At 67.7% G+C, this 16,155-nt stretch carries 14 protein-coding genes and 1 tRNA gene; 10 read left to right on the top strand and 5 right to left on the bottom strand.

What is annotated here, in order from left to right; all coding sequences use genetic code 11:
• Positions 1 to 3 precede the first annotated feature (3 nt).
• The 3 genes from yidD to rpmH are packed head-to-tail and all read right to left on the bottom strand — an operon-like array spanning position 4 to position 884.
• Positions 4 to 357, bottom strand: coding sequence for a membrane protein insertion efficiency factor YidD (gene yidD / locus ACFWP5_RS20500; RefSeq protein ID WP_363094708.1), 354 nt, complete (start codon positions 355 to 357; stop codon positions 4 to 6).
• A complete protein-coding gene (gene rnpA / locus ACFWP5_RS20495; protein ID WP_078532680.1) occupies positions 354 to 725 on the bottom strand; it encodes a ribonuclease P protein component in 372 nt (123 codons plus the stop codon). Before rnpA ends, yidD begins: the two co-directional genes overlap by 4 nt.
• 21 nt (positions 726 to 746) lie before the next feature.
• The gene (gene rpmH, locus ACFWP5_RS20490) at positions 747 to 884 is read right to left on the bottom strand and encodes a 50S ribosomal protein L34 (protein ID WP_003967884.1); all 138 of its coding nucleotides are present in this window, start codon (positions 882 to 884) and stop codon (positions 747 to 749) included.
• A gap of 400 nt (positions 885 to 1,284) precedes the next feature.
• Here rpmH and dnaA point away from each other — a divergent pair, with 400 nt between their 5' ends.
• The 9 genes from dnaA to ACFWP5_RS20445 all read left to right on the top strand — a co-directional run bounded on the left by dnaA (position 1,285) and on the right by ACFWP5_RS20445 (position 14,337).
• Positions 1,285 to 3,219 (top strand): chromosomal replication initiator protein DnaA, encoded by a 1,935-nt coding sequence (dnaA, locus tag ACFWP5_RS20485; protein ID WP_384158126.1) that lies wholly within the window; start codon positions 1,285 to 1,287, stop codon positions 3,217 to 3,219.
• A 1,155-nt stretch (positions 3,220 to 4,374) separates the two neighbouring features.
• Positions 4,375 to 5,505 (top strand): DNA polymerase III subunit beta, encoded by a 1,131-nt coding sequence (gene dnaN, locus ACFWP5_RS20480; protein WP_043676006.1) that lies wholly within the window; start codon positions 4,375 to 4,377, stop codon positions 5,503 to 5,505.
• A 139-nt stretch (positions 5,506 to 5,644) separates the two neighbouring features.
• Positions 5,645 to 6,520, top strand: a complete 876-nt coding sequence (gene gnd, locus ACFWP5_RS20475; RefSeq protein WP_384158123.1) for a phosphogluconate dehydrogenase (NAD(+)-dependent, decarboxylating) — start codon at positions 5,645 to 5,647, stop codon at positions 6,518 to 6,520.
• Between the two features lie 61 nt (positions 6,521 to 6,581).
• Positions 6,582 to 7,703 carry a DNA replication/repair protein RecF gene (recF, locus tag ACFWP5_RS20470; protein WP_266859327.1) on the top strand — a complete coding sequence of 374 codons (1,122 nt, stop codon included), beginning with the start codon at positions 6,582 to 6,584 and terminating at the stop codon, positions 7,701 to 7,703.
• Positions 7,700 to 8,260: a DUF721 domain-containing protein gene (locus ACFWP5_RS20465; protein ID WP_384158120.1), complete on the top strand. Its 561-nt coding sequence runs from the start codon at positions 7,700 to 7,702 to the stop codon at positions 8,258 to 8,260. The genes recF and ACFWP5_RS20465 overlap by 4 nt, the downstream gene beginning before the upstream one ends.
• 353 nt (positions 8,261 to 8,613) lie before the next feature.
• Positions 8,614 to 10,674, top strand: a complete 2,061-nt coding sequence (gene gyrB, locus ACFWP5_RS20460; protein ID WP_384158117.1) for a DNA topoisomerase (ATP-hydrolyzing) subunit B — start codon at positions 8,614 to 8,616, stop codon at positions 10,672 to 10,674.
• A 42-nt stretch (positions 10,675 to 10,716) separates the two neighbouring features.
• Entirely contained in the window at positions 10,717 to 13,308 is a 2,592-nt protein-coding gene (gyrA, locus tag ACFWP5_RS20455; RefSeq protein WP_384158114.1) for a DNA gyrase subunit A, read from the top strand.
• 18 nt (positions 13,309 to 13,326) lie between these two features.
• The gene (locus ACFWP5_RS20450) at positions 13,327 to 14,136 is read left to right on the top strand and encodes a DUF3566 domain-containing protein (protein ID WP_384158112.1); all 810 of its coding nucleotides are present in this window, start codon (positions 13,327 to 13,329) and stop codon (positions 14,134 to 14,136) included.
• Between the two features lie 124 nt (positions 14,137 to 14,260).
• Positions 14,261 to 14,337 (top strand) — tRNA-Ile (locus ACFWP5_RS20445).
• A gap of 173 nt (positions 14,338 to 14,510) precedes the next feature.
• Here the strand turns inward: ACFWP5_RS20445 and ACFWP5_RS20440 are convergent.
• Together ACFWP5_RS20440 and ACFWP5_RS20435 are read right to left on the bottom strand one after the other, a co-directional pair.
• Positions 14,511 to 14,969, bottom strand: coding sequence for a hypothetical protein (locus ACFWP5_RS20440; protein WP_384158109.1), 459 nt, complete (start codon positions 14,967 to 14,969; stop codon positions 14,511 to 14,513).
• Between the two features lie 329 nt (positions 14,970 to 15,298).
• A complete protein-coding gene (locus ACFWP5_RS20435) occupies positions 15,299 to 15,646 on the bottom strand; it encodes a DUF6344 domain-containing protein (RefSeq protein ID WP_384158106.1) in 348 nt (115 codons plus the stop codon).
• Between the two features lie 337 nt (positions 15,647 to 15,983).
• On the opposite strand from ACFWP5_RS20435, the gene ACFWP5_RS20430 reads away from it, so the two are divergent.
• The gene (locus tag ACFWP5_RS20430) at positions 15,984 to 16,112 is read left to right on the top strand and encodes a DLW-39 family protein (RefSeq protein ID WP_003999697.1); all 129 of its coding nucleotides are present in this window, start codon (positions 15,984 to 15,986) and stop codon (positions 16,110 to 16,112) included.
• The last annotated feature ends 43 nt before the right edge of the window (positions 16,113 to 16,155 follow it).

Below are 16,155 nucleotides of genomic sequence, written 5' to 3'. Positions count from 1 at the left end.
TAATCATGCTCCTTGGGCATGGGACGGTGTCTCTGCGGCCGGGCTCGAAGGACTCAGCCCTTCAGTGGCCGTTTCGGCGGCGGAGGTCCCGCCCTTGTGTGCGCGCCATGTGCCCCGCAGCATCTCGTGCCACCGCGGACGCTTGCGCGGCGGGACATGGTCCACACCGCCGAGCGACCACGGATTGCATCGCAGGATGCGCCAGGCCGTGAGCGCGGTGCCCTTGATCGCGCCGTGCCGGTCGATGGCCGTGTACCCGTAGTGGGAGCACGACGGGTAGTACTTGCACACCGGCCCCAGCAATGGACTGATCGTCCACTGGTACAGCTTGATCAGCGCCAGTAGTGGGTACTTCATCGCGCGCCCCCTCCCAGCAGCCGCTGAACGGCGGCATCCAGGTCTTGGGCCAGCTGTGCATGGTCGGCGTCGCCCGCTCCGGGCAGCGCTCGTACGACTACCAGGCTACCGGGGGGAAACAGGGCGACTCGCTCGCGCATCAGATGGCGAAGTCTGCGCTTCACCTTGTTGCGCACCACGGCGCCGCCCACTGCCTTGCTGACGACGAAACCCGCACGCGTCGGGGGAGCGCTCTCCCCTGGCGCGTGCGGGTCCGTGGCACCGCTACGAAAGTGGACGACGAGAAGCGGGCGGCCGGCCCGGCGACCCCGTCGTACCGCGGTCGCGAAGTCTTCGCGCCGCCTCAGCCGATGCTCGGTAGGCAGCACGACGTCATGACCTGATCGAGATCAGGCGGACAGGCTGCTGCGACCCTTGCCACGACGGTTCGCGAGAATCGCGCGACCGGCACGGGTACGCATCCGCAGGCGGAAGCCGTGGGTCTTGGCGCGACGACGGTTGTTCGGCTGGAAGGTGCGCTTGCTCACGAGGGGGCTCCAGAAATAAATCGGTGGTTGCGGGTGCCGTCCTGGCTGTCACCGTGCGCCCACGAGGTAGCTCGCAGTTACGCCCGAGTGCACCGCTGACCGATCACCCACATGCGATCTGTGCCCATCGGAGGCAGGCGGCAGCAGCCATCGACAACTCGACCTGGTCACGGTACGCGGGGCTACGCCATCCGGTCAAACCAGCGGTCACGAGGAGACACTATCCACAGGCTGGGGACAACAACTTGAACCGCACCCGTCGCCCTGACTACCGTGGCTGGACTCCGATTCGTTCCTTTGTCCCCCGCCCCGACACCTTTTTCCCGAGCGCCCCACCCGATGTACATCCCGTCCCGTCCGCGAACCACACGTTCGTGGGACCCGTGAGAGAGCGTGCCCTGTGGCTGACGTACCTGCCGATCTTGCCGCAGTGTGGCCACGAGTGCTGGAGCAACTTCTCGGTGAGGGGCGTGGGCAGGGTGTCGAGACCAAGGACGAGCACTGGATCCGGCGCTGCCAGCCCCTGGCACTCGTCGCCGACACAGCCTTGCTCGCCGTACCGAACGAGTTTGCGAAAGGCGTGCTCGAAGGCCGCCTCGCCCCGATCGTCAGCGAGACGCTGAGCCGCGAGTGCGGTCGGCCGATCCGTATCGCGATCACCGTCGACGACTCCGCCGGGGAGCCCCCCGGCCCGCCGGCACCCCCCGCCCAGCCCCAGCGCCGCTACGAGGAACCCGAGCCGAGCCGGGATCCGTACGAGAGTTACGGCCGTCATCGCGCCGAGCCGCTCCCGGGCGGCCCCGGCGACCAGCTACCCACCGCCCGGCCCGCCTATCCGTCGGAGTACCAACGTCCCGAGCCGGGCGCCTGGCCGCGGCCGGCTCAGGACGACTACGGCTGGCAGCAGCAGCGACTCGGCTTCCCGGAGCGGGACCCGTACGCGTCGCCGTCGCAGGACCAGTACGGACCGCCGTCCCAGGATCAGTACGGAGCGCCTGCGAAGGACAAGTACGGCCCGCCGCAGGACTCGTACCAGTCGCAGCAGGACCAATACGCCCCGCCGACGCAGGATTACCGCCCGCAGTCGATGGAGCGTCCGTCGTACGAGCAGCAGCGCGCCGAGTACGAACAGTCGCGGGCCGAGTACGAGAAGTCCCGCGAGCAGTACAACCAGCGCGACACGCGCCGCGACCTGTCCGACTCGCACGCGCCCTCCAACTCCGGTCACGTGCACCGCGGCGGTCCGGGGTCGCCGGGACCGCTCGGCTCGAAGCCCGCGCCGGCGGCCGGCCCGGGTGAGCCGACCGCGCGCCTGAACCCGAAGTACCTCTTCGACACGTTCGTCATCGGCGCCTCGAACCGGTTCGCGCACGCGGCCGCGGTCGCTGTCGCCGAGGCGCCCGCGAAGGCGTACAACCCCCTTTTCATCTATGGGGAGTCGGGGCTCGGCAAGACGCACCTCCTGCACGCGATCGGGCACTACGCGCGGAGCCTCTACCCCGGTACGCGCGTGCGGTACGTGAGCTCGGAGGAGTTCACCAACGAGTTCATCAACTCCATCCGCGACGGCAAGGGCGACAGCTTCCGCAAGCGGTACCGCGAGATGGACATCCTCCTTGTCGACGACATCCAGTTCCTCGCGGACAAGGAGTCGACGCAGGAGGAGTTCTTCCACACGTTCAACACGCTCCACAACGCGAACAAGCAGATCGTGCTCTCCAGCGACCGGCCGCCCAAGCAGTTGGTCACGCTGGAGGACCGGCTGCGGAACCGTTTCGAGTGGGGACTGATCACCGACGTCCAGCCGCCCGAGCTGGAGACGCGTATCGCCATCCTTCGTAAGAAGGCGGTGCAGGAGCAGCTCAACGCCCCGCCGGAGGTCCTGGAGTTCATCGCCTCCCGCATCTCGCGCAACATCCGCGAGCTGGAGGGGGCGCTGATCCGGGTGACGGCGTTCGCGTCGCTCAACCGGCAGCCCGTCGACCTCGGTCTCACCGAGATCGTCCTCAAGGACCTCATCCCGGGCGGCGAGGACTCGACGCCTGAGATCACCGCGACGGCGATCATGGGAGCGACCGCCGACTACTTCGGCATCACGGTCGAGGACCTGTGCGGCAGTTCGCGTGGCCGCCAGCTGGTCACGGCCCGGCAGATCGCCATGTACGTGTGCCGCGAACTGACCGACCTCTCCCTGCCGAAGATCGGCGCGCAGTTCGGCGGCCGCGACCACACGACGGTCATGCACGCCGACCGCAAGATCCGCGCGCTGATGGCCGAGCGCCGCTCGATCTACAACCAGGTCACCGAACTGACCAACCGCATCAAGAACGGCTGACAGCCGCGCGGATACGACACGAAGGGCGCCCCGGGATCTCTTCCCGGGGCGCCCTTCGGCTTGCCGGAAGATATTCGGGACGGCGCCTGGAGCGCGTGGAAGACGCTTCGGCGAGCGTCGGGAGAGGGCCGCCCCGGAGGCATCCCTGGACGACTCCCGAAGGCATCCAGGAGTCGTTCAGAGCCGATCCGCAGCGGATTCGCAGCCGATGCAGCGCCGCACTGGAGCCTCTCTGGCGCCGTTCTGGAGCTCTCCGGAGCTCTCCGGAGCTCTTTTGAAGCGGTTCGCGGCCCCTCCGGAGTCGATCCGGCGCCTGTCCGGAGCCGATCCGGACGACGTTCGCCGTCTCTCCGCGCCCACGCGTCCGCCACCCGCTGTTCGAATACCCGCCGGGTTACGGCCGCCCTCCACAGATTCGGTGACTTTCTTCCGTCCACATCCTGGGGACTGCGAAGTTGTCCAGATCGTGTCCACAGGTGCCGCGGGTGAGAGACCATCAGACCAGGTCAGGTGGTTGTGGATCCGTGGACAAAAGATTTCCACAGGCTGTGGACAAATCCGTGGTCCACAACCTGGGGACGAACTTGTCCACCGGCAACCCACAGGCTGGGGCCGGTTGTCCCCAGCGATCACCAGCTTCTCCACACCGCTGTCCACTGTTCGGCAACGCAACGCGCCATCTCACCGTGTCGAGTGAAAGGCGTCACACGAAGGTGCCGGGTTGGCCTGTGGGAAAGGTGGGTAAAGCTGGGGACGGCGCTGGGGAGAAGTGGCCCTCGGCTGTGCATGGGGTGTGCAGAACTTTCCGTTCTCCACAGAAACCCGAGGTTGTCCACCGCCGTCGCCCACAGGGTCGGTGGACAAAATTCCCGCCCTGAGCTGCGAAAACGCGGTTATCCACGGTATCCACAGCCCCTACTACTACTAGCAACTAGAGAGAGCTGGGAAACCGTTTCGAAGCGGGGCCTGTGCACAACTCGCGCTTCGTCGCCCGACAGCCCCTCGTCACGACTTGACCCCGATAGGCACCTACTGTCAGTGCCGTGCGTCAGACTGTTCCCCGATGTCCTTCCCCTCACAGGGACCGACGACACCGAGACAGACGACGAAGCCAGGCAGGCCGAGAAGCGCCGGCAACAGCAGGAGGCGGCAACAGTGAAGATCCGGGTGGAACGCGACGTACTCGCGGAGGCAGTGGCCTGGGCGGCACGCAGCCTCCCGGCCCGTCCGCCGGCGCCGGTCCTCGCCGGCCTCCTGCTGAAGTCGGAGGAGGGGCAGCTGAGCCTGTCCAGCTTCGACTACGAGGTCTCCGCGCGCGTGTCGGTCGACGCGGAGGTCGAGGAGGAGGGCACGGTCCTCGTCTCCGGCCGGCTGCTCGCGGACATCTGCCGCGCTCTTCCCAACCGTCCGGTGGAGATTTCCACAGACGGTGTACGGGCGACGGTGGTCTGCGGCTCCTCGCGCTTCACGCTGCACACACTGCCTGTGGAGGAGTACCCGGCGCTGCCGCAGATGCCGGGCGCGACCGGCACCGTCCCCGGTGAGGTGTTCGCCTCGGCGGCCGCCCAAGTGGCCATCGCCGCCGGCCGTGACGACACGCTGCCCGTCCTCACCGGTGTGCGCATCGAGATCGAGGGCGACACGGTGACGCTGGCGTCCACCGACCGCTACCGCTTCGCGGTCCGTGAGTTCCTGTGGAAGCCGGAGGACCCGGAGGCGTCCGCGGTCGCCCTGGTGCCCGCCAAGACGCTCCTGGACACCGCCAAGGCCCTCACGAGCGGCGACAGCGTCATCCTGGCGCTGTCCGGTTCGGGCGCGGGAGAGGGGCTCATCGGCTTCGAGGGCGCCGGTCGTCGTACGACGACCCGTCTCCTGGAGGGCGACCTCCCGAAGTACCGCTCGCTGTTCCCGACGGAGTTCAACTCCATCGCCGTGATCGAGACCGCCCCCTTCGTGGAGGCCGTCAAGCGCGTGGCCCTGGTCGCCGAGCGCAACACCCCGGTGCGGCTGAGCTTCGAGCAGGGCGTGCTGATCCTGGAGGCCGGTTCCAGCGACGACGCACAGGCTGTGGAGCGGGTCGACGCGAATCTTGAGGGTGACGACGTGTCGATCGCCTTCAACCCGACGTTCCTGCTGGACGGCCTGAGCGCCATCGACTCCCCGGTGGCTCAGCTGTCGTTCACGACGTCCACGAAGCCGGCCCTGCTCAGCGGCAAGCCGGCCCTGGACGCCGAGGCGGACGAGGCCTACAAGTACCTGATCATGCCGGTTCGCCTCAGCGGCTGATCGGCGTCGACGAGAACACCGCAGGTCGGGGCATACGTCTGAGCGCGTATGCCCACAGGTGTGCATGACCGTCCGGGTCTAGGCTCGGACACAGGTACGCAAGTGCCTTCATGCCACGTCGCACCCTAAGGAACAACTGATGGAGCTCGGTCTCGTCGGCCTCGGCAAGATGGGCGGCAACATGCGCGAGCGCATCCGCCGCGCAGGCCACACCGTCATCGGATACGACCGCAACCCGGACCTCGCCGATGTCCACAGCCTGGGAGAGCTTGTGGGCAAGCTCAAGGGCCCGCGCGTGGTGTGGGTGATGGTCCCGGCCGGCGCCCCGACCCAGGCGACCGTCGACGAGCTGGCCGGGCTCCTGGAGCCCGGCGACGTCGTCGTGGACGGCGGCAACTCCCGCTGGACGGACGACGAGAAGCACGCCGAGGAGCTGGCGGCCAAGGGCATCGGCTTCGTCGACGCGGGCGTCTCAGGCGGCGTCTGGGGCCTTCAGAACGGCTACGCCCTGATGGTCGGCGGCGACGCCGAGAACATCGCCAAGGTCCAGCCCGTCTTCGACGCCCTCAAGCCGGAAGGCGACTTCGGCTTCGTCCACGCCGGCAAGGTCGGCGCGGGCCACTTCTCGAAGATGGTCCACAACGGCATCGAGTACGCGATGATGCAGGCCTATGCCGAGGGCTGGGAGCTGCTGGAGAAGGTCGACTCGGTGACGGACGTCCGCGAGGTCTTCCGCTCCTGGCAGGAGGGCACGGTCATCCGCTCCTGGCTGCTCGACCTGGCCGTCAACGCTCTGGACGGCGACGAGCACCTCGACAAGCTCAAGGGCTACGCCGAGGACTCCGGTGAGGGCCGCTGGACCGTCGAGGCGGCCATCGACAACGCCGTGCCGCTGCCCGCGATCACGGCCTCCCTCTTCGCGCGGTTCGCGTCGCGCCAGGAGGACTCGCCGCAGATGAAGATGGTCGCGGCGCTGCGCAACCAGTTCGGCGGCCACGCGGTCGAGACGAAGTAATCCACAGATCCACAGGCGTGGGCCCGTGGATCCACAACCTGGGGGAGGTCGGTGAACGACCATGCACGTCACGCATCTGTCGCTGGCCGACTTCCGCTCGTACGCCGGGGTCGACGTTCCGCTCGACCCCGGCGTCACCGCGTTCGTGGGGCCCAACGGGCAGGGCAAGACGAACCTCGTCGAGGCGATCGGCTATCTCGCCACCCTGGGCAGTCACCGCGTCTCCTCCGACGCCCCGCTGGTCCGTATGGGCGCCGAGCGCGCGATCATCCGGGCGCAGGTCAAGCAGGGCGAGCGGCAGCAGCTGGTCGAGCTGGAGCTGAACCCCGGTCGCGCCAACCGCGCCCGCATCAACCGGTCCTCGCAGGTCAGGCCGCGTGACGTGCTGGGCATCGTACGGACCGTGCTGTTCGCTCCCGAGGACCTCGCCCTGGTGAAGGGCGATCCCGGGGAGCGGCGGCGTTTTCTGGACGAGCTGATCACCGCGCGCTCGCCGCGCATGGCCGGTGTCCGCTCCGACTACGAGCGGGTGCTCAAGCAGCGCAACACCCTCCTGAAGTCGGCCGCGTTGGCGCGGCGGCACGGCGGGCGGTCGATGGACCTGTCCACGCTCGACGTGTGGGATCAGCATCTCGCGCGCGTGGGTGCCGAGTTGCTCGCCCAGCGGCTCGATCTGATCGCCGCGGTCCAGCCCCTCGCCGACAAGGCGTACGAGCAACTGGCCCCCGGTGGCGGCCCGGTGGCCCTGGAGTACAAGCCGTCGGCACCCGGTGAGGCACACACGCGTGAGGACCTCTACGAGCAGTTGATGGCGGCGATCGCGGAGGCGCGCAAGCAGGAGATCGAGCGGGGCGTCACCCTCGTAGGACCGCATCGGGACGATTTGGTTCTCAAACTCGGTCAGTTGCCCGCCAAGGGGTACGCCTCGCACGGGGAGTCCTGGTCGTACGCGCTGGCGTTGCGGCTCGCGTCGTACGACCTGCTCAGGGGCGAGGGAAACGAGCCGGTGCTTGTGCTCGACGATGTGTTCGCCGAGCTGGACACGCGCCGTCGGGAGCGGCTGGCCGAGTTGGTGGCGCCCGGCGAGCAGGTGCTGGTGACGGCCGCGGTCGACGACGACGTACCGCACGTACTGGCGGGGACGCGGTACAGCGTGGCGGAGGGGGCGGTGGAGCGCGTATGAGCACGGACGAGTCCGCCAAGCGCCCCGCGGCCGAGGAACCCGTACCCAAGAAGGCCGCCGAGCCCTCCGGTGTCGACCTCGCGCGCGTGGCGCTGCGCGCGGCGAAGGAACAGGCACGCGCGCGTGGGGACGCGGCCCAGCAGAAGAAGCAGGCGCGGCGCGGCGGGCTGCGCTCCGGCGCGCGCGCCGACGGCCGCGACCCGATGGCACTCGGCGCTGCGATCAACCGGCTGCTCACCGAGCGCGGCTGGGAGACGCCGGCCGCGGTGGGCGGTGTGATGGGCCGCTGGCCGGAGATCGTCGGCGAGGACCTGGCCAACCACTGCGTACCGGAGAAGTACGACGAGGACGAGCGGGTCCTGATCGTGCGCTGCGACTCCACGGCCTGGGCGACGAACCTGCGCCTCCTCGCCCCGCAGCTGGTGGCCCGGCTGAACGAGGACCTGGGGCACGGCACGGTGAAGTTCCTCAAGGTGAACGGCCCCAGTGGTCCGCCCCGCCGCTACGGTCCCCTGCGCGCTCCCGGCAGCACGGGTCCCGGCGACACCTATGGGTGACTGACATCACAGCGAGTGCTTCGGCGGGTGACCCGACGCGGTTGCGAATACCGACCTGACCCCGGAGTAGCAAAGGGTTGACACCCGGAAGCGCTGAGTGCCTCCGTGAGCCTCTTTGAGCCCCGTTCCGCATATGGGGAGTCGGGAGAGACCGGTTGAGGGCGGCACATGAGGACTCAGGTACCGGCAAACCCCCATCCATGTCGGCGCTACCGGTAGACTGGAAGCAATCCCGCCCCACTTGTGGGACACACACCGAGCAACGCTGACTAAGGCTTACCAACGCAACACGCCGCAGCCGCTCCGGCCATCCGCCGGGAGCCTGGCTTGTGCTGTGCCAGAAAGGGCGCTTCGTGGCCGATTCCGGCAACCCCAACGAGAACATCCCGTCCACCGACGCCGGCGCCAACGGCGGGGCTCACACCTCGAACGGCGAGGTCACCGCCTCGTACGACGCCAGCGCCATCACCGTCCTCGAGGGTCTGGACGCGGTCCGCAAGCGACCCGGTATGTACATCGGCTCGACCGGCGAGCGCGGCCTGCACCACCTCGTGCAGGAGGTCGTCGACAACTCCGTCGACGAGGCGCTGGCCGGCCACGCGGACACGATCGACGTCACGATCCTTCCCGACGGCGGCGTGCGCGTCATCGACAACGGCCGAGGCATCCCGGTGGGCATCGTCCCGTCCGAGGGCAAGCCGGCCGTCGAGGTCGTGCTGACGGTGCTGCACGCGGGCGGCAAGTTCGGGGGCGGCGGTTACGCGGTCTCCGGCGGTCTGCACGGCGTGGGCGTGTCCGTGGTGAACGCACTGTCCAGCAAGGTCGCCGTCGAGGTCAGGACCGACGGACACCGCTGGACGCAGGACTACAAGCTGGGCGTCCCCACGGCCCCGCTCGCGCAGCACGAGGCCACGGACGAGACCGGTACCACGGTCACCTTCTGGGCCGACCCGGACATCTTCGAGACCACCGAGTACTCCTTCGAGACGCTGTCGCGGCGCTTCCAGGAGATGGCGTTCCTCAACAAGGGTTTGACTATCAAACTCACTGACGAGCGCGAGGTGGCGAAGGCCACGGCCGGTGCCGACGAGGCGGGCGCGGACGAGAAGGACGAGGTCAAGACCGTCGCGTACCACTACGAGGGCGGCATCGTCGACTACGTGACGTACCTCAACTCCCGCAAGGGAGACGTGGTGCACCCGACCGTCATCGACCTGGAGGCGGAGGACAAGGACAAGAGCCTGTCCCTCGAGGTCGCGATGCAGTGGAACAGTGGTTACACCGAGGGTGTGTACTCCTTCGCCAACATCATCCACACGCACGAGGGCGGCACGCACGAAGAGGGCTTCCGGGCCGCGCTGACATCGCTGATCAACAAGTACGCGCGCGACAAGAAGCTGCTCCGCGAGAAGGACGACAACCTCACGGGCGACGACATCCGCGAGGGTCTCACCGCGATCATCTCGGTCAAGCTGGCCGAGCCGCAGTTCGAGGGCCAGACCAAGACCAAGCTCGGCAACACCGAGGCGAAGACCTTCGTACAGAAGGCGGTCTACGAGCACCTGAACGACTGGCTGGACCGCAACCCGACCGAGGCCTCGGACATCATCCGCAAGGGCATCCAGGCGGCCACCGCGCGCGTGGCGGCCCGCAAGGCCCGCGACCTCACCCGTCGCAAGGGCCTTCTGGAGACGGCGTCCCTGCCGGGCAAGCTGTCCGACTGCCAGTCGAACGACCCCACCAAGTGCGAGATCTTCATCGTCGAGGGTGACTCCGCCGGCGGCTCGGCCAAGTCCGGCCGGAACCCGCAGTACCAGGCGATCCTCCCGATCCGAGGCAAGATCCTCAACGTCGAGAAGGCCAGGATCGACAAGATCCTGCAGAACCAGGAGATCCAGGCACTGATCTCCGCCTTCGGTACCGGAGTCCACGAGGACTTCGACATCGCCAGGCTGCGCTATCACAAGATCATCCTGATGGCGGACGCCGACGTCGACGGACAGCACATCAGCACCCTGCTGCTGACCTTCCTGTTCCGCTTCATGCGGCCGCTGGTCGAGGCCGGGCACGTGTTCCTGTCGCGTCCCCCGCTGTACAAGATCAAGTGGGGCCGTGACGACTTCGAGTACGCGTACTCGGACCGCGAGCGCGACGCGCTGATCGAGCTGGGCCGGCAGAACGGCAAGCGGATCAGGGAAGACTCGATCCAGCGCTTCAAGGGTCTCGGCGAGATGAACGCCGAGGAGCTGCGCATCACCACGATGGACCAGGAGCACCGCGTCCTCGGCCAGGTCACCCTGGACGACGCCGCGCAGGCCGACGACCTGTTCTCGGTCCTCATGGGCGAGGACGTCGAGGCGCGCCGCCAGTTCATCCAGCGCAACGCCAAGGACGTCCGCTTCCTCGACATCTGAGTCGGTCTCAGCTGACCGCATCAGGAAGGATCTTCACCAGCAATGGCCGACGAGAACACTCCCAGTACGCCTGAAGAGGGCGTCATCGCCCAGCGCGTCGAGCCCGTCGGGCTCGAGACGGAGATGCAGCGCTCGTACCTCGACTACGCGATGTCCGTCATCGTGTCGCGAGCCCTGCCCGACGTCCGTGACGGCCTCAAGCCCGTCCACCGCCGCGTCCTGTACGCCATGTACGACGGCGGCTACCGGCCCGAGAAGGGCTTCTACAAGTGCGCCCGCGTCGTCGGCGACGTCATGGGCAACTACCACCCGCACGGCGACTCCTCGATCTACGACGCGCTGGTCCGCCTCGCGCAGCCGTGGTCGATGCGGATGCCGCTGGTGGACTCCAACGGCAACTTCGGCTCTCCGGGCAACGACCCCGCCGCCGCCATGCGCTACACCGAGTGCAAGCTGGCGCCGCTGTCCATGGAGATGGTCCGTGACATCGACGAGGAGACCGTCGACTTCACGGACAACTACGACGGCCGCTCCCAGGAGCCGACCGTCCTGCCGGCCCGCTTCCCGAACCTGCTGATCAACGGCTCGGCGGGCATCGCGGTCGGCATGGCCACCAACATCCCGCCGCACAACCTCCGTGAGGTCGCGGCGGGCGCCCAGTGGTGCCTGGAGAACCCGGAGGCCTCGCACGAGGAGCTCCTGGACGCGCTGATCGAGCGCATCAAGGGCCCCGACTTCCCGACCGGCGCGCTCGTCGTCGGCCGTAAGGGCATCGAAGAGGCGTACCGCACCGGCCGCGGCTCGATCACCATGCGCGCGGTCGTCGAGGTCGAGGAGATCCAGAACCGCCAGTGCCTGGTGGTCACCGAACTCCCCTACCAGACCAACCCCGACAACCTCGCGCAGAAGATCGCCGACCTGGTGAAGGACGGCAAGGTCGGCGGCATCGCGGACGTCCGCGACGAGACGTCGTCCCGTACCGGCCAGCGCCTCGTCATCGTCCTGAAGCGGGACGCGGTCGCCAAGGTCGTACTGAACAACCTCTACAAGCACACGGATCTCCAGTCGAACTTCAGCGCCAACATGCTGGCCCTGGTCGACGGTGTGCCGCGTACGCTCTCGCTCGACGCGTTCATCCGGCACTGGGTGGCGCACCAGATCGAGGTCATCGTCCGCCGGACGAAGTTCCGGCTGCGCAAGGCCGAGGAGCGGGCGCACATCCTGCGCGGCCTCCTGAAGGCCCTGGACGCCATCGACGAGGTCATCGCGCTGATCCGGCGCAGCGACACCGTCGACATCGCGCGCACGGGCCTGATGGGCCTCCTGGAGATCGACGAGATCCAGGCGAACGCCATCCTGGAGATGCAGCTCCGCCGACTGGCCGCCCTGGAGCGCCAGAAGATCGTCCAGGAGCATGACGAACTCCAGGCGAAGATCACCGAGTACAACGCGATCCTGGCCTCCCCGGTCCGCCAGCGCGGCATCGTCAGCGAGGAACTCGCCGCGATCGTCGAGAAGTTCGGCGACGACCGCAAGACGATGCTGGTGCCCTTCGACGGCGACATGTCCATGGAGGACCTGATCGCCGAAGAGGACATCGTCGTCACCATCTCGCGCGGCGGCTACGTCAAGCGCACCAAGGCGGACGACTACCGCTCCCAGAAGCGCGGCGGCAAGGGCGTACGCGGCACGAAGCTCAAGGAAGACGACATCGTCGACCACTTCTTCGTGTCGACGACCCACCACTGGCTGCTGTTCTTCACCAACAAGGGCCGCGTCTACCGCGCGAAGGCGTACGAACTCCCCGACGCCGGCCGGGACGCGCGCGGGCAGCACGTCGCGAACCTGCTCGCCTTCCAGCCGGACGAGGCGATCGCGGAGATCCTCGCGATCCGCGACTACGAAGCGGCGCCCTACCTGGTCCTCGCCACCAAGGGCGGCCTGGTCAAGAAGACGCCTCTGAAGGATTACGATTCGCCTCGCTCCGGTGGTGTCATCGCGATCAACCTCCGTGAGACGGAGGACGGTTCCGACGACGAACTGATCGGCGCCGAACTCGTCTCGTCCGAGGACGATCTGCTGCTGATCAGCAGGAAGGCACAGTCGATCCGGTTCACCGCGACGGACGACGCGCTGCGCCCCATGGGGCGTGCCACCTCCGGTGTCAAGGGCATGAGTTTCCGCGAGGGCGACCAACTTCTCTCGATGAATGTTGTTCGACCCGGTACGTTCGTGTTCACTGCCACAGACGGCGGGTACGCGAAGCGGACCGCCGTCGACGAGTACCGCGTCCAGGGTCGCGGCGGCCTGGGTATCAAGGCCGCCAAGATCGTCGAGGACCGCGGTTCTCTCGTCGGCGCGCTGGTGGTCGAGGAGACCGACGAGATCCTCGCCATCACGCTGTCCGGCGGTGTGATTCGTACGCGAGTCAACGAGGTCAGGGAGACGGGCCGTGACACCATGGGCGTTCAACTGATCAACCTGGGCAAGCGCGATGCCGTCGTCGGTATCGCTCGTAACGCCGAGGCGGGACCCGAGGCGGAGCAAGTCGTCGGCGACGAAGCCATCGACGAGACCACCGAGGGTGTCGCGACCACCGGCACGGACGAGGGTGACGCACCCTCGGACGAGTAGCACGAGGAGAGAGTCATCGTGAGCGGAGCCACGGGCGCCGGATCGACCGGTACGGACACGGACGGCGGCGGCCGTGGCTCCGCCGCGAACGCGACAGATCCGCACACGACCCAACTGCGTGCGATCGACGCGAAGAAGACCGACGCGCACTCGCCCGACTCGCATGGATCCCAGGGGGGAACTGTGACGGACACCCGAGGCCCGCAGACCCAGCAGCAGTCGGCTGGGGCGGGCCCGGCCGCGCCCGGTGCCAAGGCTCCGGCCCAGGGCCAGGCGCCGGCCCAGCCCGCCACGCCGCCGGCGGGGCCCCCGCTGCCGGGTTCGCCCCTGCCGGGGGAGCGTCAGCCGCAGCAGGCCGCGGGGCCGTACCACCCGCCGCAGGCCTACCCGACGCAGGCGCCCGCCGCGCAGAGCGGTGCCGTACGGCGTCCGCGCACGGGCGCGCGTACCGCGCCGCGCACCCGTAAGGCGCGGCTGCGGGTGGCCAAGGCCGACCCGTGGTCGGTGATGAAGGTCAGTTTCCTGCTCTCCATCGCGCTGGGCATCTGCACGGTCGTGGCGTCCGCGGTGCTGTGGATGGTCATGGACGCGATGGGGGTCTTCTCGACGGTCGGCGGCACGATCTCGGAGGCGACCGGCTCGAACGAGTCGAACGGCTTCGACCTGCAGTCCTTCCTGTCCCTCCCGCACGTCCTGACGTTCTCGGGGATCATCGCGGTCATCGACGTCGTCCTCGCCACGGCCCTCGCGACGCTCGCCGCGTTCATCTACAACCTCTCCGCCGGCTTCGTCGGCGGCATCGAGCTGACGCTCGCCGAGGACGAGTGAGAAGACGAGTGAACGCGGGTTGAAACCCCTCTCGACGGTCCTGTGACTATCGATTTTGGGACTGCCCATGTCGTGCGCTAATCTTCAGGAGTCAGCGCGCGGGACACACTCCGCAGAGCGCGGCGGGGCTATAGCTCAGTTGGTTAGAGCGCATCCCTGATAAGGATGAGGCCACAGGTTCAAATCCTGTTAGCCCCACCAGCCAGAAGACCCCCAGCCGATCAGGCTGGGGGTCTTTTGACACCACCGGTTGACACCACCGGTTGACACCACCGGCGACGATCAGCCGATGAGCGGATCTTCCCCAAGCTCCGGGAGAAGCCCACCGGGTCGGCCCGTCAGGTGGCCCGAGAGCTGGTGGACGTCAGACGAGTTCAGGCGCGAATGCGTTTACCCGCATGAAGCACGAAATCACCGAGTGCCTGCCTGGCCCGCTCGACGTTGTTGTCCAGGCTGGGCTTGTCCGTGGACTCGGCCACTAGTCTCGTGGCTTCGAGTGCCCCTTCCGCGAGCTGAACAAGACCTGGGTCATCGGTGACGAACTCGACCCGGAGGAGAGCTTGCTGCGCGGCCAAGCGGCAGTGATACGCCTCCGACTTCGCAGCGACAAGCGCCGGGCTGTCTTGAGCTTCCAGTCTTCGATGGAACGGGTCGTGCTGCGCACGGCGGTAGGCGAGGACGGCTTCGGCGAAGCTGCTGTAGGCCGTCAGGCGTTCTTCTCGGGTCAGCCGTCTCCACAGGAAGGCCTCGGCGCGGTCCGCCGTCCTTCGTTGGAAAAGGAATGTGACGCCCGATCCGAGCAAGGTACCTGCCACCGCCACGAGGCTTGCCAAAGCGCCATCCACCCAGCCAGTCCAGCACAGTTGAGTTGACCACGACCAGCCCCTGGCTCCGCAGGGAAGGTTCAGTGGCATCATCCCGATCAGCCGCGAAATCAACCTGTCCGGACAGCACGTCTAGGGTCCTGAAGCTGCGGGCACGCAAGAAGACCCCCGGCCGCGTCGGGCCAGGGGTTTTCGGGGTCTTCTGTGGTGTCTCTGGAGCGTTGTACGCAAGTTCGCCGCTGTGTCAGAGAGGGCGGATGGTCGGACAGTTGGGGTAAGGCCAAGGAGATGTCGCGGGCCGGGTGTCGGCGCGCAGGTCGGTGCTGGAGGCGTCCGGGTCAGCGCTGGAGGAGTGCTCCCGGCTCGGCGTGGTCCGGCTGGGCCGAGTCTGCGGTCTCCGTGATCTCGTCGGTGTCCGTCGGCGGGCGGTGGCGGCAGCTCGGAGACTTGCCGTGGGCCTCGGCGCGGATGCGTTGCTTCATCGTGGGGGGCAGGGACCTGGTGAGGGTCCAGGGGGAGATCGCCGGTGTCGAAGCCTGGGCGACCGTGCTGGTGCTCGTCGCCTCGGACCGCGGAGCCGCGGCGGCGACCGTCGCGGTGACCGTGATGAGTCCGAGCGCCGTGCACAGTGCCAGGAAGCCGGTGACGAAGGCGTTCCACAACTTCATGACCTTGATCTGGGCCATGGCCCCTCACTTTCAGGTTGGGCGATTTGCGTACTTTCCTCATGATGTGTATGGGGGCCGCGAAGTGGTGGACCAACGCCCATGGCGCGTCGATGTTCTGATGAACACCACCCGGATGGGTGCAAGAGGCCATAAAACGGCCGAAGATGCACGAAAGAAGGGCGAAGTAACTGTCCGCGAGAGTGTGATCACCCTCCGATCGGAGCGGTTGCGTCCGCTCCTACTGCGCTGTTCCGGGCGGGAGTTGACCCCGGACGCAGGTCACCGATCGGTCTCGGTCGGTGTGTATAGTCGGGCGACAGAGGTCCCCTACGTCAAGGAAAGACGAGGTCGCGCGGTGAAGAAGCTTCTCCTGGTCGCACTGGCCGCCATCGGCGGGCTCCTTGTGTACCGCCAGATCCAGGCGGATCGCGCCGAGCAGGATCTGTGGACGGAGGCGACCGACTCCGTGCCCACGGGTTCGTGAGTACCGAGATCCAGTTCTGAGCAAGCCCCGGCCGCCTGGCGGT

Source organism: Streptomyces sp. NPDC058469 (genome assembly GCF_042721125.1).
Classification (GTDB): domain Bacteria; phylum Actinomycetota; class Actinomycetes; order Streptomycetales; family Streptomycetaceae; genus Streptomyces.
This window is presented reverse-complemented; position numbering and strand designations above follow the sequence as displayed.

Bases quoted from the DNA above. Each gene is read 5' to 3' on its own strand.
- yidD (WP_363094708.1), bottom strand. From the start codon at position 357: ATGAAGTACCCACTACTGGCGCTGATCAAGCTGTACCAGTGGACGATC.
- gnd (WP_384158123.1), top strand. From the start codon at position 5,645: ATGGAGCTCGGTCTCGTCGGCCTCGGCAAGATGGGCGGCAACATGCGC.
- recF (WP_266859327.1), top strand. From the start codon at position 6,582: ATGCACGTCACGCATCTGTCGCTGGCCGACTTCCGCTCGTACGCCGGG.
- ACFWP5_RS20465 (WP_384158120.1), top strand. From the start codon at position 7,700: ATGAGCACGGACGAGTCCGCCAAGCGCCCCGCGGCCGAGGAACCCGTA.
- gyrA (WP_384158114.1), top strand. From the start codon at position 10,717: ATGGCCGACGAGAACACTCCCAGTACGCCTGAAGAGGGCGTCATCGCC.
- ACFWP5_RS20435 (WP_384158106.1), bottom strand. From the start codon at position 15,646: ATGGCCCAGATCAAGGTCATGAAGTTGTGGAACGCCTTCGTCACCGGC.